Source organism: Aeromonas sp. 600774, assembly GCF_049175075.1.
GTDB lineage: Bacteria > Pseudomonadota > Gammaproteobacteria > Enterobacterales > Aeromonadaceae > Aeromonas > Aeromonas veronii_A.
On record NZ_JAAKUJ010000008.1, the window covers coordinates 124281 to 148249 of the forward strand.

The 23969-nt window shown below is 61.1% G+C and carries 23 protein-coding genes; 12 read left to right on the forward strand and 11 right to left on the reverse strand.

The window, feature by feature from the left end; genetic code table 11:
- The first annotated feature begins 224 nt into the window (after nt 1-224).
- A complete protein-coding gene (locus G5171_RS10530) occupies nt 225-1196 on the forward strand; it encodes a TAXI family TRAP transporter solute-binding subunit (protein ID WP_005339950.1) in 972 nt (323 codons plus the stop codon).
- A 103-nt stretch (nt 1197-1299) separates the two neighbouring features.
- A complete protein-coding gene (locus G5171_RS10535; RefSeq protein WP_421260154.1) occupies nt 1300-3855 on the forward strand; it encodes a TRAP transporter permease in 2556 nt (851 codons plus the stop codon).
- A gap of 75 nt (nt 3856-3930) precedes the next feature.
- Here the strand turns inward: G5171_RS10535 and pmbA are convergent, their stop codons facing one another.
- The gene (gene pmbA / locus G5171_RS10540; protein ID WP_421260155.1) at nt 3931-5274 is read right to left on the reverse strand and encodes a metalloprotease PmbA; all 1344 of its coding nucleotides are present in this window, start codon (nt 5272-5274) and stop codon (nt 3931-3933) included.
- Between the two features lie 114 nt (nt 5275-5388).
- Here pmbA and yjgA point away from each other — a divergent pair, with 114 nt between their 5' ends.
- Nucleotides 5389-5913, forward strand: coding sequence for a ribosome biogenesis factor YjgA (gene yjgA, locus G5171_RS10545; RefSeq protein WP_019444852.1), 525 nt, complete (start codon nt 5389-5391; stop codon nt 5911-5913).
- 394 nt (nt 5914-6307) lie between these two features.
- The gene (locus G5171_RS10550) at nt 6308-7084 is read left to right on the forward strand and encodes a gamma-glutamyl-gamma-aminobutyrate hydrolase family protein (RefSeq protein ID WP_421260156.1); all 777 of its coding nucleotides are present in this window, start codon (nt 6308-6310) and stop codon (nt 7082-7084) included.
- 3 nt (nt 7085-7087) lie between these two features.
- Here G5171_RS10550 and G5171_RS10555 read toward each other — a convergent pair whose 3' ends face one another.
- On the reverse strand, nt 7088-7471 hold the full coding sequence (locus tag G5171_RS10555) for a hypothetical protein (RefSeq protein WP_041234382.1): 384 nt from the start codon (nt 7469-7471) through the stop codon (nt 7088-7090).
- Between the two features lie 145 nt (nt 7472-7616).
- On the opposite strand from G5171_RS10555, the gene G5171_RS10560 reads away from it, so the two are divergent.
- Nucleotides 7617-9143, forward strand: coding sequence for a mechanosensitive ion channel domain-containing protein (locus G5171_RS10560; protein ID WP_421260175.1), 1527 nt, complete (start codon nt 7617-7619; stop codon nt 9141-9143).
- A gap of 45 nt (nt 9144-9188) precedes the next feature.
- The gene (locus G5171_RS10565; RefSeq protein WP_421260157.1) at nt 9189-9587 is read left to right on the forward strand and encodes an STY0301 family protein; all 399 of its coding nucleotides are present in this window, start codon (nt 9189-9191) and stop codon (nt 9585-9587) included.
- A gap of 76 nt (nt 9588-9663) precedes the next feature.
- Here the strand turns inward: G5171_RS10565 and G5171_RS10570 are convergent, their stop codons facing one another.
- The 6 genes from G5171_RS10570 to lptM form a co-directional block, all read right to left on the reverse strand.
- A complete protein-coding gene (locus tag G5171_RS10570; protein WP_421212212.1) occupies nt 9664-10374 on the reverse strand; it encodes an HAD-IA family hydrolase in 711 nt (236 codons plus the stop codon).
- A 32-nt stretch (nt 10375-10406) separates the two neighbouring features.
- Nucleotides 10407-11384 carry a tyrosine recombinase XerC gene (gene xerC, locus G5171_RS10575; RefSeq protein WP_337073095.1) on the reverse strand — a complete coding sequence of 326 codons (978 nt, stop codon included), beginning with the start codon at nt 11382-11384 and terminating at the stop codon, nt 10407-10409.
- Nucleotides 11377-12057, reverse strand: a complete 681-nt coding sequence (locus tag G5171_RS10580; RefSeq protein ID WP_005336370.1) for a DUF484 family protein — start codon at nt 12055-12057, stop codon at nt 11377-11379. Before G5171_RS10580 ends, xerC begins: the two co-directional genes overlap by 8 nt.
- 91 nt (nt 12058-12148) lie before the next feature.
- Nucleotides 12149-12979, reverse strand: a complete 831-nt coding sequence (dapF, locus tag G5171_RS10585; RefSeq protein ID WP_005336371.1) for a diaminopimelate epimerase — start codon at nt 12977-12979, stop codon at nt 12149-12151.
- Between the two features lie 185 nt (nt 12980-13164).
- Nucleotides 13165-14415 (reverse strand): diaminopimelate decarboxylase, encoded by a 1251-nt coding sequence (gene lysA / locus G5171_RS10590; protein WP_088868282.1) that lies wholly within the window; start codon nt 14413-14415, stop codon nt 13165-13167.
- Between the two features lie 32 nt (nt 14416-14447).
- On the reverse strand, nt 14448-14624 hold the full coding sequence (gene lptM, locus G5171_RS10595; RefSeq protein WP_337073094.1) for an LPS translocon maturation chaperone LptM: 177 nt from the start codon (nt 14622-14624) through the stop codon (nt 14448-14450).
- A gap of 73 nt (nt 14625-14697) precedes the next feature.
- Between lptM and cyaY the strand changes: the two genes are divergently transcribed.
- Both cyaY and G5171_RS10605 read left to right on the forward strand, forming a co-directional pair.
- Entirely contained in the window at nt 14698-15012 is a 315-nt protein-coding gene (gene cyaY, locus G5171_RS10600) for an iron donor protein CyaY (RefSeq protein ID WP_216979650.1), read from the forward strand.
- Nucleotides 15009-15662, forward strand: a complete 654-nt coding sequence (locus G5171_RS10605; protein ID WP_216979651.1) for an alpha/beta hydrolase — start codon at nt 15009-15011, stop codon at nt 15660-15662. Before cyaY ends, G5171_RS10605 begins: the two co-directional genes overlap by 4 nt.
- Nucleotides 15663-15728: 66 nt before the next feature.
- On the opposite strand, the gene G5171_RS10610 is transcribed toward G5171_RS10605, so the two are convergent.
- Nucleotides 15729-18248 (reverse strand): class I adenylate cyclase, encoded by a 2520-nt coding sequence (locus tag G5171_RS10610; RefSeq protein WP_337073093.1) that lies wholly within the window; start codon nt 18246-18248, stop codon nt 15729-15731.
- A 323-nt stretch (nt 18249-18571) separates the two neighbouring features.
- Between G5171_RS10610 and hemC the strand changes: the two genes are divergently transcribed.
- From hemC to G5171_RS10630, 4 genes are read left to right on the forward strand one after another with little or no spacing between them, the layout of a single operon-like run.
- The gene (hemC, locus tag G5171_RS10615) at nt 18572-19501 is read left to right on the forward strand and encodes a hydroxymethylbilane synthase (protein WP_216980241.1); all 930 of its coding nucleotides are present in this window, start codon (nt 18572-18574) and stop codon (nt 19499-19501) included.
- On the forward strand, nt 19498-20232 hold the full coding sequence (locus G5171_RS10620; protein ID WP_421205640.1) for a uroporphyrinogen-III synthase: 735 nt from the start codon (nt 19498-19500) through the stop codon (nt 20230-20232). The genes hemC and G5171_RS10620 overlap by 4 nt, the downstream gene beginning before the upstream one ends.
- The gene (locus G5171_RS10625) at nt 20229-21278 is read left to right on the forward strand and encodes a uroporphyrinogen-III C-methyltransferase (RefSeq protein ID WP_005336380.1); all 1050 of its coding nucleotides are present in this window, start codon (nt 20229-20231) and stop codon (nt 21276-21278) included. Before G5171_RS10620 ends, G5171_RS10625 begins: the two co-directional genes overlap by 4 nt.
- Nucleotides 21279-21288: 10 nt before the next feature.
- The gene (locus G5171_RS10630) at nt 21289-22452 is read left to right on the forward strand and encodes a heme biosynthesis HemY N-terminal domain-containing protein (RefSeq protein ID WP_337073091.1); all 1164 of its coding nucleotides are present in this window, start codon (nt 21289-21291) and stop codon (nt 22450-22452) included.
- 69 nt (nt 22453-22521) lie between these two features.
- Here G5171_RS10630 and G5171_RS10635 read toward each other — a convergent pair whose 3' ends face one another.
- Nucleotides 22522-22773: a YkgJ family cysteine cluster protein gene (locus G5171_RS10635; protein WP_421205642.1), complete on the reverse strand. Its 252-nt coding sequence runs from the start codon at nt 22771-22773 to the stop codon at nt 22522-22524.
- Nucleotides 22774-22926: 153 nt separating this feature from the next.
- On the reverse strand, nt 22927-23937 hold the full coding sequence (glpX, locus tag G5171_RS10640) for a class II fructose-bisphosphatase (RefSeq protein WP_005342808.1): 1011 nt from the start codon (nt 23935-23937) through the stop codon (nt 22927-22929).
- Nucleotides 23938-23969: the final 32 nt, after the last annotated feature.

Here is a 23969-nt window from a genome sequence, read left to right on the forward strand (position 1 = left end):
TCGGAGTGCTTGCAACTTTTTATTTGGCCCCTCAGGGGCCAATTTATCTTCGACCGACAGGAGGTCGGTAGCCTCACCACAGGATGAGGGTGACTGCCGGAAAAGGGGTGATCAACTCCCCCGCTTTCGCGCAACGAGAAGAGCGGGCAAGCCCGGCGCAGAACGGGATTGCCATCAATTTATCCGGGGATCGGATAAACAAAATCAAAGAAAAGGGAGAAAAAATGAAAGGATTAACTTTGGCATGCGCCCTGTCGGCGGCTCTGGTCGGTGTCTCATTCGGTGGTCCGGTACAAGCGCAGGAGCGCTTCGTGACCATAGGCACCGGCGGTCAGACCGGCGTCTACTATGTCGCTGGCCAGTCCATCTGCCGCTTCCTCAATCGCGGCGCCGCCGATCACCAGATCAAGTGCAACGCCCCGGCCAGTGGCGGCGGTGTTGCCAACGTCAACGGCATCCGCAGCGGTGAATTCAACTTCGGCATCATGCAATCCGACCACCAGTTCAAGGCGATGAAGGGGCTGCCGCCGTTCCAGGCCGAAGGGGCCATGGACGATATGCGCGCCGTCTTCTCCCTGCAGAGCGAGGTGTTCACCATCCTGGCTCGCCGCGATGCCAAGATCGCCAGCTTCGACGATCTGAAGGGCAAGCGCGTCAACATCGGCAACCCGGGCTCCGGCCAGCGTGACACCATGGAAGAGATCATGGCGGTCAAAGGCTGGAAGAAGGGTGACTTCGGTCTGGTCTCCGAGCTGAAACCGGCCGAACAAGCCTCCGCCCTCGGTGACAACAACATCGATGCCATGAGCTACTTCGTGGGTCACCCGAACGGCGCCATTCAGGAAGCCTCCACCACCACAGATGCAGTTCTGGTACCTGTGACTGGCGCCGACATCGACAAGCTGCTGGCTGAGAAGAGCTACTACAGCAAGGCCGAGATCCCGGGCGGCATCTACAAGGGCAGCGACAAGCCGACCCCCTCCATCGGTGGCAAAGCGGTGCTCTCCACCAGCGCCAAAACCGATCCGGAAGTGGTCTATCAGCTGGTCAAGTCGGTGTTCGACAACTTGGATCGCTTCAAGCGCCTGCACCCTGCCTTTGCCGACCTGAAAGAGGCCGACATGATCAAGGTGGGTCTCTCTGCACCGCTGCATGAAGGGGCTGCCCGCTACTACAAAGAGCGCGGCTGGCTCTGATTAAAGGCCCCGGGGCCTTTGTCACTCTCTTCGACACCCGTCTGCCGCCTGATTGCGGGGGCGGGTGTCGCTCTTGTTGTACTCGTTGGCACAAGTTAACCCTATGCAAGATAAACAACTCTCTACCGAGGAACTGATCGCCCAGGATGTGGGCGCTCGCCTGCCGCTGGGCCCGCTGGGCTGGATCATCACCACGCTGGCGCTGGCCTGGTCCCTGTTCCAGCTCTGGATCGCCTCGCCACTCCCCTTCATGGTGGGGTTTGGCGTACTCAATGACACCGAAACCCGCTCCATTCACCTCACCTTTGCCCTGTTGCTCGCTTTTCTGGTGTTCCCGGCGTTTCGCTCCTCGCCGCGGGATCGGGTCCCCCTCGGTGATATCGCCCTCGGTCTGATCGCCGCAGGCGCCGCGTCTTACCTGTTCGTGATGTATGAAGCGCTGGCGCTGCGTCCCGGCACCCTCACCACCGCCGATCTGGTGACCGCCTGCATCGGCATTCCGCTGCTGCTGGAAGCGGCGCGCCGCGCCCTGGGGCCAGCACTGGCGGTCATCGCCATCGTCTTTCTGATCTACAGCCTGGCGGGCCCCTGGATGCCGGGACTGCTGGCACATCGCGGGGTAGGTTTCACCGCGCTGGCCAACCACCAGTGGATCACCACCGAAGGGGTGTTCGGCATTGCCCTTGGCGTCTCCACCAGCTTCGTGTTCCTGTTCGTGCTGTTTGGCGCCCTGCTGGAGCGTGCCGGTGCCGGTCACTACTTTATCCAGCTCGCCTTCAGCCTGCTCGGTCACCTGCGCGGCGGCCCGGCCAAGGCAGCAGTGGTCGCCTCCGGCCTGACCGGTCTGATTTCCGGCTCGTCGATTGCCAACGTGGTGACCACCGGCACCTTCACCATCCCGATGATGAAGAAGGTGGGCTTCAGTTCAGAGAAAGCGGGGGCGGTGGAAGTGGCCTCCTCGGTCAACGGCCAGATCATGCCACCTGTGATGGGGGCTGCGGCTTTCCTGATGGTCGAATACGTGGGCATCCCCTATGTGGAGATCATCAAGCACGCCTTCCTGCCTGCCACCATCTCCTACATAGCGCTGCTCTACATCGTCCATCTGGAGGCCCTGAAACTGGGCATGCAGCCCATCGGCAACCATCAACCCAAACCCTGGCTGCGTCGCCTGACCGGTTTTGCCTTTGGCGCAGCCCTCATCAGCGGCCTGTCACTGGCGGTCTACTATGGCCTCGGCTGGCTCAAACCTGCTCTGGGTGACTACGCCCTGCCGGGGATCTCGGTACTGCTGGCTGCCGCCTATGTGGCCCTGCTGAAGATCGCTGCCAGCAATGAACCGCTGCCTGCTGAAGATCCCGACAAGCCGCTCACCGAGTTGCCCAACACCCGCGCCGTGCTGCTCTCCGGCCTGCACTTCCTGCTGCCGGTGGTGGTACTGGTGTGGTGCCTGATGGTGGAACGCCTCTCGCCGGGGCTGTCGGCCTTCTGGGGGACCGTGATTCTGGTGATCATCCTGCTGACCCAGCGCCCGCTGCTCAACTGGCTGCGCAAGGACGGCAAGCACGACTACGGCACCGTCGCTGACGGCGTGGTGGATCTGCGGGAAGGGCTGGTCGCCGGTGCCCGCAACATGATCGGTATCGGCATTGCCACCGCCACCGCGGGGATTATCGTGGGTGCGGTCTCCCAGACCGGGGTCGGTCTGGTGCTGGCGGATCTGGTGGAGTTCCTCTCCATGGGCAACCTGCTGCTGATGCTGCTGCTAACCGCTCTGCTGAGCCTGATCCTTGGCATGGGGCTGCCGACCACTGCCAACTACATAGTGGTCTCCAGCCTGCTGGCACCAGTGGTGGTGACGCTGGGGCAGCAAAACGGGCTGATCGTGCCGCTGATCGCGGTGCACCTGTTCGTCTTCTACTTCGGCATCATGGCGGATGTGACGCCGCCGGTGGGGCTGGCTTCCTTCGCGGCTGCCGCTGTCTCCAAGGGCGATCCCATCAAGACCGGGATCACGGCGTTTTACTACAGCCTGCGTACCGCGGCGCTGCCGTTCCTGTTTATCTTCAACACCGATCTGCTGCTGATCGACGTGGACTTCGCCCACGGGGTGCTGATCTTCATCGTGGCGACCATCGCCATGCTGATCTTCGCCGCCGCCACTCAGGGCTGGTTCCTGGTGAAGAGCCGCTGGTACGAAAGCGTGCTGCTGTTGCTGGTCGCCTTTACCCTGTTCCGCCCGGGTTTCTGGATGGACATGGTGCACGACCCCTATCGCGAGACCCCGCCTGCCCAGCTGGCCCAAACCATGGGTGAAGTGGAGGCGGAGAGCACCCTGCGGCTGCGGATCCTCGGTGAAGATGCCGTGGGCAAGCCACGCAAGTTCACCCTGCTGGTCGCCGTACCGGATGGGGCAAATGGAGAGGAGCGGCTGGCCAATCTGGGGCTGAGCCTCTATGAGCAGGATGGCAAGACGCTGATCGACAACGTCGCCTTTGGCAGCCCGGCCGCCACCATGGGGCTGGAGTTCGATCAGGAGATCCTCACCGTCAAGGCGCCCACCGATCGCTGGCGCAAGGAGTGGATGTGGATCCCGGGCTTCCTGCTGTTCGGGGTGATCGTCTGGCTGCAGCGTCGCCGCAGCGTCAAGGCCGGTTAATCCGCCAGGCAAATAAGACAGAGGGCCGCGATTGCGGCCCTCTTTTTATGGATATCGATCTCGCTGCAGCGGCGATCAGTGACCCGCCAGCTTCATATTCTCTACCAGCACCGAGCCGGTCTTGAGACTGGAGCGCTCATCCTCGTCACTACCCACCGCCACGATATGACTGAACATCTCGGCCAGATTGCCGGCGATGGTGATCTCCTCGACCGGATAGGCTATTTCGCCATTCTCGACCCAGAAACCGGCAGCGCCGCGGGAGTAGTCGCCATTGACGATATTGACCCCCTGTCCCATCAGCTCGGTCACCAGCAGGCCGGTGCCCATCTCTTTGAGCATGCCTTGAAAATCCTGGCCGGTATTGGAAACCTGCCAGTTGTGGATACCTCCAGCATGCCCCGTGGTGGTCAACCCCAGCTTGCGGGCAGAGTAGGAGGTAAGCAGCCAGCTCATCAGCTCGCCGTTACGGATGATATCCATATCGCGGGTACGCACCCCTTCCCCATCAAACGGGGTACTGGCGAGCCCGCCAAGCAGGTGGGGGAACTCCTGAATGGTGAGCCACTCGGGCAGGATCTGCTTGCCCAATTTGTCGAGCAGGAAGCTCGACTTGCGATAGAGGTTGCCCCCGCTGATGGCCATCACCAAATGGCCCCACAGGCCGGAGGCAGTGTCCGGGTGGAACAGCACAGGCGCATGGCGGGTGGAGATCTTGCGGGCGCCGAGGCGGGAGACGGTACGCTCAACGGCTTCGTCGGCAATGCGCTGCGGGCTCCAGAGCCCGTCGAGAGTACGGCTGGAGGAGTAGCCGTAATCACGCTGCATGTCGCCATCCTGCTCGCCGATCAGCACACAGCTCAGGGAGTTGCGCGACGCCGCGTAGCCTTTGACGAAGCCGTGGCTGTTGCCATAGACCTTGATGCCGAGATGGCTGGAGAAACCGGCACCGTCGGAGTGCTTGATGCGGGCATCGCGACCAAGCGCCAGCCGCTCGCACTCGATGGCCAGCTCGATGCCGCGCCGGGGATCCAGCTCGATTTGGTGACACAGTTGCAGATCGGGGGCATCCCAGGCCAGCAGCTCGGCGTCCGCCAGACCGGCGCAATCATCGGCCGAGGTGTGGCGGGCAATCTCGATGGCCGCTTCAACTGCGGCACGAATGGCGGGTTTGCTCAGATCGGTGGTCGAAGAAGAGCCCTTGCAACCATCGCGATAGACAGCGATGCCGAGGGCGCCATCCTTATTGAATTCAATGCTTTCCAGTTCACAACCCCGGGTGTTCACCGACAACCCGGTCTGCTTGCTGATGGAGACTTCGGCCAGCGAGGCGCCCAGTCCTTTGGCTATCTCCAGGGCTTCGGCAACCACGGCCTCGAGATGGGCTTGATCCTGGCGGATTTGGTCTTGCTGATCCATAACTCACATCTGTATGAAAGAAGGAAAGGGGGGTAAGCATATCAGACCCCTGCGCCCAGCGGGAGAAGCTGGTAACATATCCACCAAACGTGAATGACAGGAATCAAGAGACCGATGAGTCAATATCAAGACGACAACGAGTTCGAAGACTGGGGCCCCAGTAAGAGCCAGCTCAAGCGCGATGCCGAAGCATTGCAGAAAATGGGGGAAGAGATCGTCTCCCTCAGCCACAGCGAGCTGGAAAAAATCCCGTTGGATGAAGAGCTTGCAGAAGCTGTCGAGCTGGGTCGCAAGCTCAAGCCGAAGAAGGATGAGTCCTTCCGTCGCCATCTGCAGTTCATCGGCCGCCTGATGCGCAGCCGCGATATCGAGCCGATTGCCGAAGCGCTCTCCATCATCAAGAACCGTCACTCCACCGTGAATGCCCGTCTGCACCGCCTGGAGCAGTGGCGCGAACGCCTGATCACCGAAGGTGACAGCGCCCTCAACGAGCTGATGTCCCAGTTCCACGAACTGGATCGCCAGAAGCTGCGCCAGCTGATCCGCAACGCCAACAAGGAGCGGGAGCTAAACAAGCCGCCGGTTGCCTATCGCGAGATGTACCAGTATCTGCGCGGCGAGATCGAAGACCTGTTGTGATCCCCGAAGCACGCCTCCCCTCGCGGAGGCGTGTTTATCTTGATGCATTTACGCCTTCCCACCTCCACCACCCTGCGCGTTTAATATATCCACCACCATGGTGCTCCTGCTGTACATCTCTATCCAGTTTCTCCAGTAAAATCGCCACTCAAGAATCATCACAAACAAAATCGTTAACAATTCAGCATCATTTTGTTTGACATATTGAACGGCCTTGGCAGACTGGGGAGAGGATCCAGGCTGTCGCTGCCCAAGATGACTGACGATTCTGCCACCCGGTACGACGCGGGATCCCATGACCATGCCTTGAGGCATGCCCTTGCCCAGCCGATGTGCAAGGGTCTGCCCAAGGTGCAGGATGAGACTTTAACGCCAGGGATAATCAGGGTGTCCTATGCCAAATTCCGTACTCGCCACCAGCCGTAAACCCGTCGTGCTGATGACCATGGGGGCCCAGCCCCGTAACGGCCACGCCTATCAGGTAATGACCCACAAATACATCATGCCGCTGGTAGAGATCAGCGGCTGCGTCCCGCTGCTGGTACCCACCTGCTGCGGCACCGCCGATCTGGAGCAATATCTGGATCTGGCTGACGGCATCTATCTGAGCGGCGCCGGCTCCAACATCGATCCGGCGCTTTACGGGCAGGAGAACCTCACCCCGGAGAAACAGCAGGACAGGGATCGCGACCTGTTCGATCTGCCCCTCATCAAGGGAGCGCTCGCCCGTGGCTTGCCGATCCTCGGGATCTGTCGCGGCATGCAGGAGATCAACGTGGCACTGGGCGGCGATATCCACCAGAAGGTCTACACCGAACCGGGTTATGACGATCATCGGGAAGATGCCGACGACCCGGTCGACGAACAGTATGGGCCAAGCCATCAGATTGAGCTGCTGCCAGGCAGCTGGTTTGCCGAACTGATGGGGGCTGAACAGATACCGGTCAACTCCCTGCATGGACAGGGGCTAAACCGTCTTGGTGCTGGCCTGGAGCCGCTGGCACATGCCGAAGATGGGCTGGTCGAGGCCATCCATGCCCCGGCCCTCTCCCCTTTCCTGCTGGCAGTACAGTGGCACCCGGAGTGGAAAGCCAGCGAAAATCCTCACTCCATCAAGATCTTCCAGGCCTTTGGTGACGCCTGCCGACGCCGTCAGAGAGATAGCCATTAACGCTTATTCACCAAATCCTCGCGCCTTGAGCTTGGGTAATCCGCCCCGCTCGGGGCGCAGGGTTCGGCAGATATCCATCCCCTTCAGTCCACGCTGGATATGGTCAGGCGAGTGACCAAACACCATGCCGTTGCTGCGGTAGAGGTTGTTGTCATCCAGTTCGAACTTCTCGCCTCCGATCAGCAACTGCTCCCGGCCATTGATCTTGTCACCCCGTTTGATGGGTACCTTCATATCGCTCAGCACCTCACCGGTGGCACACCCCTCGCGCCAGTGCGCCTCACTGGAGAAGGGGGTGATGACGATCTCGCGCCAGGACCCATCCCGGAATTCGACCCGGTACTTGTCGACCAGCAGATCGCAGCCCGCCAATGGCAACATAACCATCAAACAGATGATTTTCTTTGAAAATTTCACTTAATCGCACTCCTTTGCCCGGTTCTGCACAGGATAAATAAATTGCAGCCCCAACGCACCATTTCCCCGTGCCGGAACGGCTATGCTGGAAATAAAACCATCACAAGGGGCCGCCATGTTCAGCGACAACCTCACTGCGCTACCCACACTGATATGGATCCGCGAACACCCGTTCTGGACCCTGCTCACCCTCTCTCTGATGCTGCTTCACTTCTGGCGCCGCCCCGGGCAACGACGAGAGCTGCTCTCCGAGCTCAGCTTCGTGATGATAAGCACTGTCGTGATCCTGCTGATCCAGTTGGAAGGGGGCTGGTTCAAACTACCTCTGCCCCATCAATTGCTGATCGAGATCTCCACCCTGCTGGCCGGCCTGATACTGGTCAAGATATGGGGGATCCTGCTGTTCGAGTTTCTGCTCCCCCTCTGCCATGTGCGGATCCCGCGGATCATCGCCGATATCGTCATCACCATCGGCTATATCGGCTGGGGTCTGTTTCGCCTCTACGCCTCCGGCATGGCGCTCGGAGAGATAGTCACCACCTCGGCGGTGATCACTGCGGTCATCGCCTTCGCCATGCAGGACACCCTGGGCAACCTGCTGGCCGGGGTCTCCATTCAGCTCGACAACTCCATCGCCATCGGTGACTGGCTGCAAGTCGACACCACCCAGGGCCGGGTGGTGGAGATCAACTGGCGTGCCACCACCATCGAGACCCGCAACTGGGAGACAGTCGTCATCCCCAACAGCCACCTGCTCAAACAGCGCTTCACCGTGCTCGGGCGTCGCCGTGGCGAGCCGCTGCAGTGGCGACGCTGGGTCTGGTTCGATCTGACCCTGGATACCCTGCCGACCCAGATCATCGCCCTGATCGAGAAATCCCTGCGAGAGACCAAGCTCCCCTGCGTCGCCAAGCATCCGCAACCGGATTGCCTGCTGATGAATGTCGAGGGGGGGATTGCCCGTTATGCGGTGCGCTACTGGCTGACCGATCTGGCTCGCGACGATCCGACCGACTCCATGGTACGCAGCCTGATCGATGCCGCCCTGCGTCGCAACGATCGCCGTCTTACCCCACCGATCTTCAATGTCTTTATGGCCAAGGAGAAGCAGCACCTGGATGCCCGCCACAAGCGCCACACCGCCGAACGAACCGATACCCTGCGCAAGCTGCCGCTGTTTGCCATGTTGCAGGAGGATGAGCTGATCAGACTGGCGGACCAGGTGAAGTTTGCCCCCTTTGTCAGCGGTGACATCATGCTGGAGCAGGGTGAGGTCTCCAGCTGGCTGTTCGTACTGGTCAAAGGTGAAGCCGAGATGCTGATTAATCTGGAAGGGAAAGAGTTGAAACTGGGCACTCTCGGCGCAGGTGACTTCTTCGGGGAACTGAGCCTGCTCACCGGCGAACCCAGTACCTTCACCGTGCGGGCGGTGGCCACCGTCGAAACCTATCGCATCAATCAGAGCATGTTCCAGGAGCTGGTCGCCCAGCGCGAGTCACTGGTCGAGCCCCTCTACCAGGTGCTGAGTGACCGTCAGCAGGAGCAACAGGCACTACTGGAACGAGAGGCAGAGTCAATGAAACGGCCACCACAACAGCTTGATCTGCTTGATAAACTGATGAAGCTGTTCGGGGGCAGATGACGTAGCATGGCATCTTGTTGAGGACGTGAAGAGAGAACAGCAGCCATGTTACTGACAACCCTGGCCCTTGCCGCCAGCCTGCAATTTGATTGTCCTGCCACCATCGAGGCTCGCCAGCAGCTGCTGACCCCGCAGCAGGGCTGGCAGGCGTTCACCCGCAATGACGATGGCAAACCGGACGAAACCCTCAGTCACCGGCTCGATAATCTGGCCCTGTTCGATGGAGATCCTGCCGAACTGGCCCAACTCAAACCGGATAATGGCGACAGCGACGAGCTCCACTACTGGAGCCAGCTCGATAGCAACCTGCGCCCGCTCTATCTGGTCTGCCGCTATCAGAACAGCGCCATCACCCTGCAGCAGGCGCTGCCCGTCGGCATCAGCTACTGCCGCGTCAACCAGCGCGATCGCAACACCCTGCTCGGGTTGATTTGTCGCAAATAGCGGGCGTAACCCCTTGCCATATATCGCTATTCGCTGACAGCCATTACCGCCTGAGCGTGACCACCCGCCAGCGCCATCAGAGCAGCAGCTCGGCCAGCTCCTCCAGTGCCGTCAGCTCCACGTCCGGCAACAGTTGCAGCTGTTGCCACGGTTGCTGCCGTTCGTTGAGCCAGGCGGCGCGAAAGCCATGCAATCGGGCACCCAGTACATCGGTCTCGGGATGATCCCCCACATGGAGGATCCGCTGCGCAGGCAGCTTGAGGGCACTGCGGGTCTGCTCAAACATATCCGGCGCCGGTTTCATCCTGGCGCCCGCCCCCGCCTTGCAGACCAGCGTGAAGTAGCGATCCAGCCCGGCCTGAAGCAGATCCAGATTGCCGTTGGTGATGACCACCAGCGGGTAGCGTTCGGCCAATCTGGCCAGCAGCTGATGAGTGGACTCGCTCACCTCGATCTTCGAGCGCTCTGCCAGAAACGCAGCAAAGACCTGCTCCGCCTCGCGACTGGCCTGCTGGTCGACCATCCCCCCCTCGACCATGGCGGCGCGGATGGTCTGCTGGCGCGCCAGGCTGACATCGTGGCGCAGCCCGGGGTTGGCCAGCAACACAGCGCGTTTTAGCTCCAGCCAGCGTGGCTTGTCGAGCATGGCTGTCGCCAGATATTCGCTGCGCAGATGGCTCAACATCCACTGCTCGGCCCGCACGATGGCGGGGCCGTTGTCATAGAGGGTGTCATCGAGGTCAAACGAGATGGCAGCAACCGGCTGCCAGCGGCGATAGAAGTGCATGGACTATCCTCTGCAACGGGGCTCAGGGCCCGTTATTCATCGTCCTGCGCATCCGGGTCACGCTTGGCCCTGGGGTGGGCGCTGTCGTAAACCTTGGCCAGATGCTGGAAGTCGAGGTGGGTATAGATCTGGGTGGTGGAGAGGTCGGCATGTCCCAGCAGCTCCTGAACCGCCCGGAGATCGCCGGAAGACTCCAGCATATGGGTGGCGAAGCTGTGGCGCAGCTTGTGGGGATGGACGTGGGCGTTAAGCGCCTGCTTGTTGCCCCAGCCATCGAGGCGGGCCTGCACCGAGCGCGCCGACAGCCGCTGCTTGCGGTTGGAGACAAACAGCGCCTCGCTCTCATCCCCGGCCAGCAGCGGGCGCACCTTGAGCCACTTCTGCAGCCACTCGACCGCCATCCGGCCGATGGGCAGCACCCGCTCCCGCGAGCCCTTGCCGGTCACCTTGAGCTGGCGGTCGTCGAGCTTCAGATCCACCAGATTGATCCCCACCAGCTCGGCCAGACGCAGCCCTGAGGAGTACATCAGCTCCATGATGGCGCGATCCCGCACCGCCAGCGGATCCTGCTCGTCGGTAATGTTGAGCAGCTGGTGCATCTCGTCCACATCGAGGTTTTTCGGCAGCGGCCGCCCCTGTTTGGGGGTGACGATACCGCGAGCCGGATTGGCGGTGAGCCGCCCCTGCCGCACCTGCCAGTCGCAAAAGCTGCGCAGGGCCGAGACCTTGGTGGAAAGGGAACGAGGAGCAAGGCCCCCCTTGTGCATCCGGGTCACCAGAGTGCGCACCTGACTCGCCTCGAGCCGACCCCAATCAGTGAGCCCGAGGGCCACCAGCTCGGCGGTCATCGCCTCCAGATGGGCTTGATAGTTATTGCGGGTATGAGGGCTGAGCTGACGCTCGACCCTCAGGTATTCGATAAAGGCCGCCAGCTCGTCCGCCAGTGCCGCAGGCAGTGGCGGTGCGATGACGGGTGCTTTGGCAGGCGCCTTGGCCGGTGTTCTAGCCATGAGTCAACTCGGGCAGACGCAGTTGCAGCAGGCGCCCCAGTTGGCCCAGCAGCAGGGTGTCGTTGTGGGGAGTAAAGTGGCCTGGATCCGAGCTGGCGAAGGCCAGCACACCGAGATCGCCGAGCCGCATCAGGGCCACCGAGTTGACCAGCACATCATGGCCAAACAGCGCCTGCTTCTCGCTCTGGCTCAGGCGGCCAAAGTAGTAATCCTGCCCCGGCAGACGCTGACCCAGCAGGGATTCGAGCTGCTTGCCCTGCGCCAGAAAGCGCTGCTCGGGCCCGCTCAGGGCAAACTTCTTGGGATTGAGCCAGAGCCGCAGCCCGGTCAGGCGCAGCCGCTGGACAAAGGCCTTGCCCATCACGGCACTTACCTCGAACAGGGTCTGGCAGCCGTACAGCTCGCCGTAGAGATCGGCATAGACCCGGAAGATCCGCTCGTTTTCGCTGGCGATCCCCATCAATTCGGTGATCTCCTGCTCCAGCTGTTCGATCCGCTCGCGCTGACGCTCCAGCTGGCGCTCGACCAGCGAGACCGACCCTTTGCGTTCATGGGGAATGCGGATCCGGTCCAGCACGGCGGCATGGCGTTGGAAAAACTCGGGATAACGGGCCAGGTACTCCAGCACAGTGGCTTCATCCACCGATTGCTCCTGCCGTTTGAGTTCGCTCATAAATTGGTTGATCCATCAGAGAAATGGGGCTCGCTGCCCCGACATCATGGGCAAAGGGGGCCAGCGCCCCCCGTACCTGAACCTTTATCGGCTAAACCTCTATCTGGCCGTCAAACACATGCTCGGCGGGGCCTGTCATGTAGACCGGCTGGCCCGGCCCCTTCCAGGCGATGGTCAGCTTGCCGCCCGGCAGACTGACGGTGACCCGCTCCTTGAGCTTGCCCTGACTGATGCCAATCACCGCCGCCGCACAGGCACCGGTGCCGCAGGCCAGGGTCTCGCCACAGCCCCGCTCGAATACACGCAGTTTGATCTCGGTGGCGTTGACCATCTCCATGAAGCCGACGTTGACCCGCTCGGGAAAACGCTCGTGGCGCTCCATGATGGCACCCAGCGTTTCGACCGGCGCATCGGCGACCGAAGGCACTTCGATGACGCAGTGGGGATTGCCCATGGAGACCACGCCACACATCACGGTATGCTCCTGCGCCCGCAACAGATAGGTTTTCTCTGCCTTCTGGGCCCGGAACGGGATCTTGCCCGGCTCAAACTGGGGAACACCCATGTTGACCGTGACCTGGTTCTCCCCCTCCAGCTGCAACACGATGCGACCCCGGGCGGTGCTGACCGCGATGCGATCCCGGTTGATCAGCCCCTTGAGACGCACGAAACGGGCAAAACAGCGGGCGCCGTTGCCACACTGCTCCACTTCGCTGCCATCGGCATTGAAAATGCGATAGTGAAAGTCGAGTTCAGGGTCATAGGGCGGCTCCACCAGCAGCAGCTGGTCAAAGCCGATCCCGAAGTGGCGATCTGCCAGCTTCTTGATGACGTCATTGCTGAAAAATACCTTCTGGGTGACGCCATCCACCACCATGAAGTCGTTGCCCAAGCCATGCATCTTGGAAAAATCTATCAACATCGTGCATTCCTGTGCTGTTAGGGCTGTAAAAATTCACCGAACCAAGAGTCGTCAAGCGCCATGAAGTCGTTGTCCAAAGCCCCATGCATCATGGAACAATCTGTACACATCGCGCACTCCTGTGCTGTTAGGGCTGTAAAAACTCACCGTCAACCGTTATGAAATCATTGTCCCAGCCTGCGCCATCAGGGCAGCAGGTGCTCACCGCGCCAGAGATCGGCCAACTGCTCACGCTCGCGGATCAGGTGTGCTTCGGCACCATCCACCAGCACTTCGGCTGCCCGCGGACGGGTGTTGTAGTTGGATGACATGGTAAAGCCGTAGGCACCGGCCGAACGCACTGCCAGCAGGGAACCCTCGGCAATGGCCAGGGTGCGCTCCTTGCCAAGGAAGTCGCCGGTCTCGCACACCGGGCCCACCACGTCATAGATCGCGGGAGCATGACCGGCGCGGCTATCCACCTCGATGATGTTCATCCAGGCGCCGTAGAGCGAGGGGCGCAGCATGTCGTTCATGCCGGCATCGATCAGCGCGAAGTTGCGGGTTTCGCCCGGCTTCAGGTACTCGACCCGAGTCAGCAGCACGCCGGCATTGGCGACGATGGCGCGGCCCGGCTCGAACAGCAGGGTCAGATCCCGGCCCGCCAGCTTCTGCTTCAGCGCTTCGGCATACTCGGTCGGATGGGGTGGCTGCTCGGAACCGTAGTTGACCCCAAGGCCGCCCCCCACGTCCAGATGATGGATATGAATGCCTTCTGCAGCCAGACCGTCGATCAGCCGCAGCAACTTGTCAGCTGCTTCCATAAAGGGATTCAATTCAGTGAGTTGCGAGCCGATATGGCAATCCACCCCGACGATCTCGATGTTCGCCATCGCGGCCGCCTTGCGATAGATGGCAGGTGCCAGCTCGATGGGAATGCCGAACTTGTTCTGCTTGAGGCCGGTGGAGATATAGGGGTGGGTACCGGCATCGATATCCGGATTGACCCGCACCGAGACGCGAGCTTTCTTGCCCATGCTGCCCGCCACCCGATTGAGGCGCTCCAGCTCGGCTTCCGACTCCAGATTGAAGCAGAGGATCTCTTTATCCAGCGCAAGGCGCATCTCCGCTTCACTCTTGGCCACCCCGGAGAAGACCACCTTGGCCGGATCGCCACCCGCTGCCAACACCCGCGACAGCTCGCCACCGGAGACGATGTCAAACCCCGAGCCCAGACGGGCCAGCAGGTTGAGCAGCGCCAGGTTAGAGTTGGCCTTCACTGCATAGCAGATCAGATGGGGAATGTCGCCAGCGGCCTTGTCGAAGGCGTGCCAGTGGCGCTCGAGAGTCGCCCGGGAGTAGACGTAAAGCGGGGTACCGTACTGCTCGGCGAGCTGTTGCAGCGAGGTTTGCTCGGCCTGAAGCTGGCCGTCGGCGTCGTAGTTAAAGTGATCCAAGGGGGCGGTTCCTTCCTAGAATGGGTGCGGCATTAGTGCGGCGTGGCCTCGGTGGCAGCCTCGGAGGTCGCAGGCGGTGCTGCTTGCGGTGTACTCTGGCTCTGTGGCGGCTCGGGGGGCGGCATATAGAGCGGCCCCTTCAGACCGCACGCGGCCAACCCGAGGGACAGAAGAGTGGCAAGCAGACACTTGGTGAACTGGGTGATCATAATGGTTCGCTGCGAAAAAATTTTTGGCCCTCTATAATCGCACTCACATTGTTAAAAGCAACAGGATAAACCGATGAAGGATCACGAGTATCACGCCCTGACCGACGCCTTTTTCCAATATGTGGAAGACACCCTCGACGAGGGGTATCCGGATATCGACTGCGAACGCAACGGCGGCGTATTGACCCTCTCTTTCGAGAACAAGACCAAGGTCATCATCAACAAGCAGGAACCACTGCACCAGATTTGGGTCGCCACCCGCGAGAACGGCTTCCACTTCGAACTGCAGGGTGACACCTGGATCGACAACCGTTTCGGCCACGAGCTCAAGGCGCTGCTGAGTAAATCCTGCACCGCCCAGGCTGGCGAAGAGGTGGTGTTCCCATGATCGACCTGCACCCGCAGGGCGCCCGCCACGCGGTGATCTGGCTGCACGGGCTGGGTGATTCCGGTGCCGGTCTCGCCCCGCTGGTGGACGCGCTGGACCTGCCCGCCGAGCTACCGGTGCGTCACCTGCTGCCGGATGCGCCGGAGCGCCCCATCACCATCAATATGGGCTACAAGATGCGGGGCTGGTACGACATCAGGAGCTTCGAGGATCCCGACGAGCGAGCCGTGGAATCCCATGTGCGGGAATCAGCCGACCAAATTGCCACATTGCTCGATCAGCTGGTGGCCGACGGGTTTGCCCCCGAGCGCATCGTGCTGGCAGGTTTCTCTCAGGGCGGAGTGATTGCCTCCTTCACCGCGCTGCGCTATCAGGCAACGCTGGCGGGCCTGCTCTGCATGTCCACCTATCTGGCTGCCCCCGACAAGCTGCTCGGCGAGATGAGCGAGGCTGCTCGCACCCTGCCCATCTGCTACATGCACGGCATCTACGACGATGTGGTGAGCCTGTCGCTCGGTTGGGATGCCAAGAACCGGCTTGAAGCTGCCGGGCTCGCCCCCGAGTGGCACGAGTACCCGATGCGCCACGAGATCTGCCGTCCGCAGCTCGGCGACATTCGCAGCTGGCTGCTGGCCCGCCTCGGCGCGTGAGCCCTTCCGGTAAAGCAAACGGCCTGCATCTGCAGGCCGTTTTTTATAGCGATTCCAACTGACGGGTCAGCCCACTTCTCGAGCGGGCGGCACCTGTTCGCGCAGGGAGCCCTGACTGCGATAGGGGATCACATCCAGCTCGCCATTCACCTGTACTATCTCGTAGTACTGGGGCAGGTTGAAGTTGATGAACTGCCCATCATCGCTGAACCGCTCGTGATTGGAGGTATAGAAGCGGTTGACCCCCGCCACCAGCTCATCCTTGTTGCCGGCAAAGTGCTGGTAGATCTCCACCCGGTTCGCCTCATCGAGGATATAGATGTTGGTGCCCGCATCACGGGTATCGAAGAAGAACTGCACCAGCCCTTCGCTGGCGTAGGCATCGACGATGCTCGGCAGATGCTGGCTGTGGGTCTTGTCGAGCCGCAGCGGCAGATGATCCAGCTTGTTGTGGGAGATGTGGCGGTAAAAATCGATGGCGTTTTCCAGCTTCTTCACCGACACCCCGCGCCGCTCGAAGAAGATGCCGTACTTTTCACGGCCGAGCGCCATGGTCTTGACCAGCTGCTGCTTGTCGCGGGCCAGGCGCAGATCGATACACTCCGCCACCAGGGTCTGGAAGCGGGAGCGCACCAGAGAACGGAAGTGCTGGCTATAGCAGAACACCTCGATCATCTCGGGGGCGGCGGCATCCTGATGCATCTTGCCTAGGATGGTGGTGAGGGCATCGACCACAGCTTCATCCCCCTGGAAGTGCAGGGTGCGGATCTCGCTCCAGGAGTTGCGGTAGACCAGATCCACCGAGCCAACCAGACACTCCTGATTGCGACCGAACGAGAAAACATCCACGGTGTTGGCGTCGAACTCGATCACCTGACCGACCCAATGGCTGGTCGGGTCCATCTCCAGATTGAGGAAGATGGAGAGCTGGCGGATCTCGCACGGGCGGCTGAGGGCCAGGTTGGTGGCAAGCGGGTACTTCTCGGGGAAGCAGCCGGAGAGATCGCGACAGAACTGGTGCAGATTGTCGATGTGCAGATCCGAGCCCTGATTGAACAGGTGCACCCGCGACTGGGGGGTCAGCAGATCGTTGAAGTAGGCCCAGGAGACCAGCTTGCTGATGTAACCGTTGAACTCGAGCGGCGCCCGGCCAATGATGTCCACCGGCTCCAGCGAATGTTTGTAGAGATACCAGCCGGCACGGTTGAGGCGACCGTGCGGCACCTGCACGAAGCTGAGATCAGGCTCGCTCAGATCCGGTGCGATCTTGAGGTTCACCCTCTGCACCTTGCCTGGCAGGCTCTCGAATGCGGCATAGAGTTTGCGCGACAGGATGCCGATATCTTCCGGGTTGATCGACTCGCTGATGTTGTTGCGACGGGCGAACTGGATCAGATTGCGGTAGCTCTGCATCAGAGCCTCCAGCAACTCGGCATGGGCGATCTTCACCTCCTCGACCTTCCACTCGTGGCGGTGATCGAGGTGGTACAGCTTGTCCTGGCTCCAACCCCAGTAGGAGACCAGCTGGCTCATCTGCTCGCGGCGCCACTCGGGGGAGTGATCATCCTTGGGATGACTGAGGCCGTCGCACACCTTGAGGTAGAAGCAGCGGCGCACCAGATCGAGTCGCGCCATATCGCCGATGGACTTGAGGTAGTTGGTGACCTTGTCCAGCATCAGGCAGTAGTTGTCGAGCCGGTAGTGCATCCCCTCGTTGTGCTGAAACCAGTCACGGCTGATCATCGAGAGCAAACGGGTGTTGGGGTACTCGTGGGAGTAAGCCTCCATCAACACAGACTTGAGCACCGCCTTATAGGGAGAGTCGATCCCCTTGTAGAGCTGCCACAGGGCAGAGCCGAAATACTCCTCCGCCGGAATACGGTCAAAACTGCCGAGATCAAGCCAATCATCCTGTTTGAGCTTGCCACTCTCAAACAACCCGTTCACATAGTCGTCGTAGTGATCATCACACTCGACAGGAACCAGATACCAGATGAGTCGCTTACCGGCGATGCGCATGGCACTGCGGTAGAACTCGTCAAGCAGCAGCAGATGCTGGGCGCTGCCACAGCTCTCTCCCTGCATCTCGGCATCGTTGGTCTGGCGAAACTTGTCTTCGGGGATCAGGAAGAAATTGAGATCGACCCCGCGCTGCTCCGCCCACTTGGAGAGCATCCGGCACTTCTGTTCCAGCAAGGCGAGCCGCTCTTGCGACAAACCGGCCACGTGGCAGACCCAGATATCGAGATCGGAATGACAGCACTGGCCGATGGAGGAGGTGCTGCCCATGGAATAGAGCCCCTGAATGGCCCGATCATGGGTTGCCAGACCACTCTGACAGTTGGCATTGCGACAAAGGTCATCGATAAAGGCTTGCTGCTCGGCGGTGGCGCTGAAGCTCCAGATGCCATGAGGGACATCGCCGGAGACATAACCGGGCAGCAGGGGGTGATTGAAGTGCAGCATGACAGGCAGCAGTTGGAATACCTGCTGCCCATAGCGACTCATGAGGCCTAACGCCCGTTGCGTCTTGAGACGGGTAATGTCGTCATAACGCGCAACCAGCGTATCGATGTGTTCCTGCAATGCCCTGCCTATCACCTAGGTGAAAATGACGCACCAAAAGGGGGATACGTCAAAAAAGTGTGATCATGTTAACAATGCAAACAGCGGTGGTAAACAAGCCTACAGCTAAACGCCAGATTATTTCTGGTATGACCACATCAAGTATCAGGGGAAATCATTAAATTTCAATATATTCAATGAATTAATCAATAGCAATTGCTTAATGAAAATCATTTTCAGCATGCATTTTTGAGCTTGCCCCCGCTTTTGCGGGCTCTGCCATGAAAGCCCGGGCAAAGGGTGGTAATATCGATTTCCTTCTAAAAATGAAACAACTGATTGATATGGCAGCCCGAACCCTGAAAATTGCCACTCGCAAGAGCCCGCTGGCCCTGTGGCAGGCCAACTTTGTCAAAGACCGGCTCGAAGCCCTGCACCCACAGTTGCAGGTCGAACTGGTACCCATGAGCACTCAGGGTGACAAGATCCTCGATACCCCGTTGGCCAAGGTCGGTGGCAAGGGGTTGTTCGTCAAGGAGCTGGAGACCGCCATGCTGGAAGGACGGGCCGATATCGCTGTTCACTCCATGAAAGACGTGCCGGTGGAGTTCCCCGAGGGGCTCGGTCTGCACACTATCTGCGAGCGGGAAGATCCCCGCGACGCCTTTGTCTCCAACCGCTTCAAAACCATTGCCGAACTGCCGCAAGGGGCCGTGGTCGGCACCTCGAGCCTGCGCCGCCAGTGCCAGCTGCGCGCCGCCCGCCCGGATCTGGTGATCCGCGACCTGCGCGGCAACGTCAACACTCGCCTCGCCAAGCTGGATGCCGGTGAGTACGACGCCATCATCCTCGCCGCCGCCGGTCTGAAACGACTGGAGATGGCGCATCGCATCACCGCTTTTATCGAGCCGGAACAGAGCCTGCCCGCCAACGGTCAAGGCGCCGTCGGCATCGAATGCCGCCTCGACGATACTGAGCTGCACGCTCTGCTGGCGCCGCTGGAGCACGCCGAGACCCGCGCCAGGGTGCTGACCGAGCGCGCCATGAACCGCGCTCTGCAAGGGGGATGTCAGGTCCCCATCGGTGCTTACGCACTAGTCGAAGGCGAGCAGATCTGGCTGCGCGGTCTGGTGGGCAGTCCCGATGGCAACCAGGTGATCCGTGACGAGATCCGCGGTCCGCTGGCCGATGGTGAGGCCCTCGGCGAACAACTGGCCCAGCGCCTGCTGGCCGCCGGTGCCGACGAGATCCTCGCCGAGGTCTACCGCGCATGACCCCGCTGGTGGTGCGTCCGGCCATTCAGGCCGCCGAGCTGGTGCAGTTGCTGCGCCAGCACGGCCATGCACCACTCTGCTGCCCGCTGCTGGAAACCGTGGCGGGCAGTGAACTCCCTCTCCTGCCCGACCTGCTGCGCAGTGCCGACGTGGTTATCGCCGTCAGCATCCATGCCGTTCATTTTGCACACGATTTTCTGTTGCAAACTGGTCAGACCTGGCCACATATTGAGTACTTTGCGGTGGGTCAGGCCAGCGCAGATGCGTTTGCCACCATCGGCATCACGGCAAGCTGCCCGGATGACCCGCGCAGCGAAGGGCTGCTGGCCCTGCCCGCCCTGCAGCAGGTAGCAGGCAAACGGGTACTGATCCTGCGCGGTAATGGCGGGCGGGATCTCATCGCCAGCACGCTGGCCTCACGCGGTGCTCTGGTGCACTATTGTGCGGCCTATGAACGCCACTACCCCGAGCTAGACGGGGACAGATTGACCCACCACTGGCAGGCAGCGGGGCTGGACAGCCTGCTTATTACCAGTGGTGAACTGCTGCAACGGCTGCTGGAGCTGGTTCCCGACCACCAGCGGCCCTGGCTTTTTGACCGCCTGCTGGTGGTCCCCAGCCCGCGCGTGGCCGAGATGGCCAGTGCTGCGGGCTTTATCCATATCACGATTGCCCAAGGTGCATCCAACCAGGCCCTGACGGCCGCACTGGAACTGAGGAAGATGGAATGACAGAACAACAAGAATCCCAGGTCAAACCCCAGCCGACCGCTGCGGTCAATGGCAGCAAGAGCCGCTCCGGTGCCGTACTGGGAGGGGTCGCCATCCTGCTGGCCCTTGGCCTGACCGGCGGTCTCTATCTGCACGGTCACAAGAATGCCGTGGCCCAGCAAGCCGAACTGGCCCAGCTCAAGCAGCAGCTGGCGAGCGCCCTGAGCAAGATCGACCAGACCAGCAGCAAGGATGCCGAGCAGCTGGCCGCGCTGGATCAAACCCAGCAGCGGCTGCAAGGGGAGATGCAGGGTCTGCAGAACCGGGTACTGGATCTCAACGATAAACGCCCCAACGACTGGATGCTGGCCGAATCCGAGTATCTGGTTCGGATGGCGGGTCGCAAACTGTGGCTGGAGCATGACCTCGTCTCCGCCATCACATTGCTCGGCAATGCCGACGAGCGGATCGCCGCCCTCAACGACCCCAGCCTGATGCCGATCCGCAAGGCGCTGGCCGAGGATATCGCCAAGCTCAAGGGGATGCCGCGCATCGACCGCGAGGGACTGACCCTCAAGCTGGCGGCACTGTCCGACCAGATCGAGCTGCTGCCCCTCTCCACCGTCAGCATGCCGGAAGCCAAGGCCGAGCCGGATCAAGCGGTCAGCACCAATCCAGATGAGTGGGAGAGCAATCTGAAGAAGAACTGGGTCAAGTTCACCGAGAACTTCGTCACCATCCGTCGCCGCGATGGCGCGGTCGAGGCGCTGCTCTCGCCGCAGCAGGAGATCTTCCTGCGTGAAAACCTCAAAACCAAGCTGTTGCAGGCCCAGCTCTCCGTCTATCGCGAGCAGCAGGCGCTCTACGAAGACAGCTTGGACAAGGCCCAGCGCTGGCTGACCCAATATTTCGACACCGACAACAGCGCCACCCGCTACATGCAGGGCGAGATCGACAAGCTAAAGGGTGAGCAGATCCAGATCGACTATCCGGCCCAGTTCAAGACCCAGGCCATGCTGGAGCAGGTGCTGACCGAACGCCTGCAACGCATTCTGGCCAGCAGCTGAGGAGGGCACCATGATCCGTATAATCATTCTGGTTGCCGTGATGGTCGCAGGGCTGATCTTTGGCCCGCAAGCCTCCGGTAACAAGGGCTATGTGCTGATTGCCCTGGGCAATTACACCATCGAATCTTCCGTCACCAGCGCGGTGATCCTGGCCGTGCTGTTCTACGGCGCCCTGCTGATCGTCGAGTGGCTGCTGGGTCGGGTATTCGGCCTGCGCCGCAAGACCCTCGGCTGGTACGGCTCGCGCCGCCGCCGCAAGGCCAATCAACAGACCGTCGCCGCCACCCTGGCGATGGCCGAAGGGCACTACAGTCAGGCTGAAAAGCTGATGATCAAGGGGGCCAGCAACAGCGACACCCCGCTGCTCAACTACCTGAGCGCCGCCAAGGCGGCACAGGCCCGTGGTGACGACGCACGCCGGGATCAATACCTGCAAAAAGCGCAGGAGGAGAATCCCAAGGCCGAGCTGGCGCTCACCCTGACCCAGACCCAGCTGCAGATCGAGCAGGGCCAGTACGACACGGCGCTGGCGATGCTGGAGTCGGTCTACGCCCTCAACCCGCGCCACCCCATGGTGCTGGATCAGCTGCGCCAGGTGCATCTGGCCCGTCAGGACTGGAGCGCTCTGTGCGACCTGATCCCGGCACTGCACAAGGTAGGCAAGCTGACCCCGAAACAGGAAGAAGAGCTGCTGCAACAGGCCTGGTGTGGTCGCCTGCAACAGGCTGCCAGCAGCCTCGAAACCCTCAAGGCGGTGTGGCAGGATCTGCCGCGCAAGCTGCGCCTTGAGCCAGAGCTGCTGGCCTGCTACGGCGATCTGCTGCGCCAGCTGGGCGCCGACGGCGAGGCCGCCACCCTGTGGCAGGAGGCGCTGCGCAAACAGCCGATGCCGCAGCTGCTGGCTCGCCTACCCAAGCTGAAACTCGACAGCTATCAGCCGCTCTTGGCGCTGCTGCAAAAACAGCAGGGGCAGCCGGAGGTGGACACCGCACTGGCCCAGCTTTATCTGCTGGCAGGTCAACTGGACGATGCCCAGAAGCTGCTGGAGCAGGAGGTGGAGCGGGCGCCGAGCGCCGCCGCCTACCACGCCCTCGGTCAGGTGATGGACAAGCGTCGCCTTACCAACAAGGCCAACGAGTACTACCGTCAGGCGCTGGAGCTGGCGGGGATCTGATCCCCGGCGAACAGAAACGTGAGAGGCCGCATGATGCGGCCTCTTTTTTATCTCTTCGCCCTGCCCTCGTCAGGTGGTGAGCCGTTCCAGCTCGCCGATCAGCCAGATAGCCTCGGCGCGATGGCTGCCGCACACATCCATCATGGGGCGAAAACCGCCGCACACCGCCGGCCGCTCCGGTTGACCGAAGATCTTGCAGCCAAGGCGCGCATCAAGCTGGATGCAGGGGACACCAGCCGGTTTGCCATCGGGCATGCCGGGGATGGCACTGCTGATACTGGGAGCGATGCAACAGGCACCGCAACTGGAACGACACTCCATACAACCCACTCCTGTCACAGGATCAACCTGCACTGTCGGACTCTCTGCCACCATAGCCCAGGCAAGCCCACAAACGTAGAGGGAAGGCAGCAAAAAGCCCGACCGCGAGGCGATCGGGCTTGATTCACTACCGCATGGCGGGCAGAGCCATCATCACAGGATGATGTCGCGAACCACGCTGTCTTTGCGCTCCAGATAATGGATCGACTTGATACGGCGGATGGTACGGGATTTACCACGGATCAGCAGAGTCTCAGTGGTCGCCATCACGCCATCGCTGGTGATGCCATCCAGCAGGTCACCCTTGGTGATGCCGGTGGCGGAGAAGATGACGTTGTCATTCTTCGCCATGTCTTCCAGCTTGAGCACCTTGTTGACGTCGATGCCGAGTGCTTCGCAGCGGGCAATTTCCTGCTCGCCCAGCTCACGCACTTCCGGGCTGTCACCCTTGACGCGGTGGCGCGGCACCAGACGAGCTTGCATGTCGCCATCCAGCGCGCGGATCACCGCAGCGGAGATCACCCCTTCCGGAGCGCCGCCGATGCCATACAGCATGTCGACTTCGCTGTCCGGTAGACAGGTGAGGATGGAGGCGGCAACGTCACCATCAGGAATGGCGAACACCCGCACGCCCAGACCCTGCATCTCCTTGATTGCCTTGTCATGACGCGGCTTGGCCAGGGTAATGACGGTCAGGCGGGAGAGCGGCTTGCCCAGCGCCTTGGCCACAGACTTCAGGTTGAGCTCGAGAGCCTGATCCAGGTCGATGGCCCCTTTGGCTTTGGGACCGACGATCAGCTTTTCCATGTACATGTCAGGCGCTTTCAGGAAGGAGCCCTTGTCGCCCACCGCCAGCACGGCCAGCGCATTGGCCTGGCCCATGGCGGTCATGCGGGTACCCTCGATGGGATCGACCGCGATATCGACGCCGTCTCCGTGTCCGGTACCGACCTTCTCGCCGATATAAAGCATCGGCGCTTCATCAATTTCACCTTCGCCGATCACAATCTCACCATCGATCTCGATCTGGTTGAGAATGTGACGCATGGCAGCCACGGCTGCCCCGTCGGCGATATTCTTGTCACCACGTCCGAGCCACTTGTAGCCAGCCAGTGCTGCCGCTTCCGTCACTCGGGAAAACTCGATTGCCAGTTCACGTCTCATCGCATATCCAACCTATGGAGCTCGAAAACGGG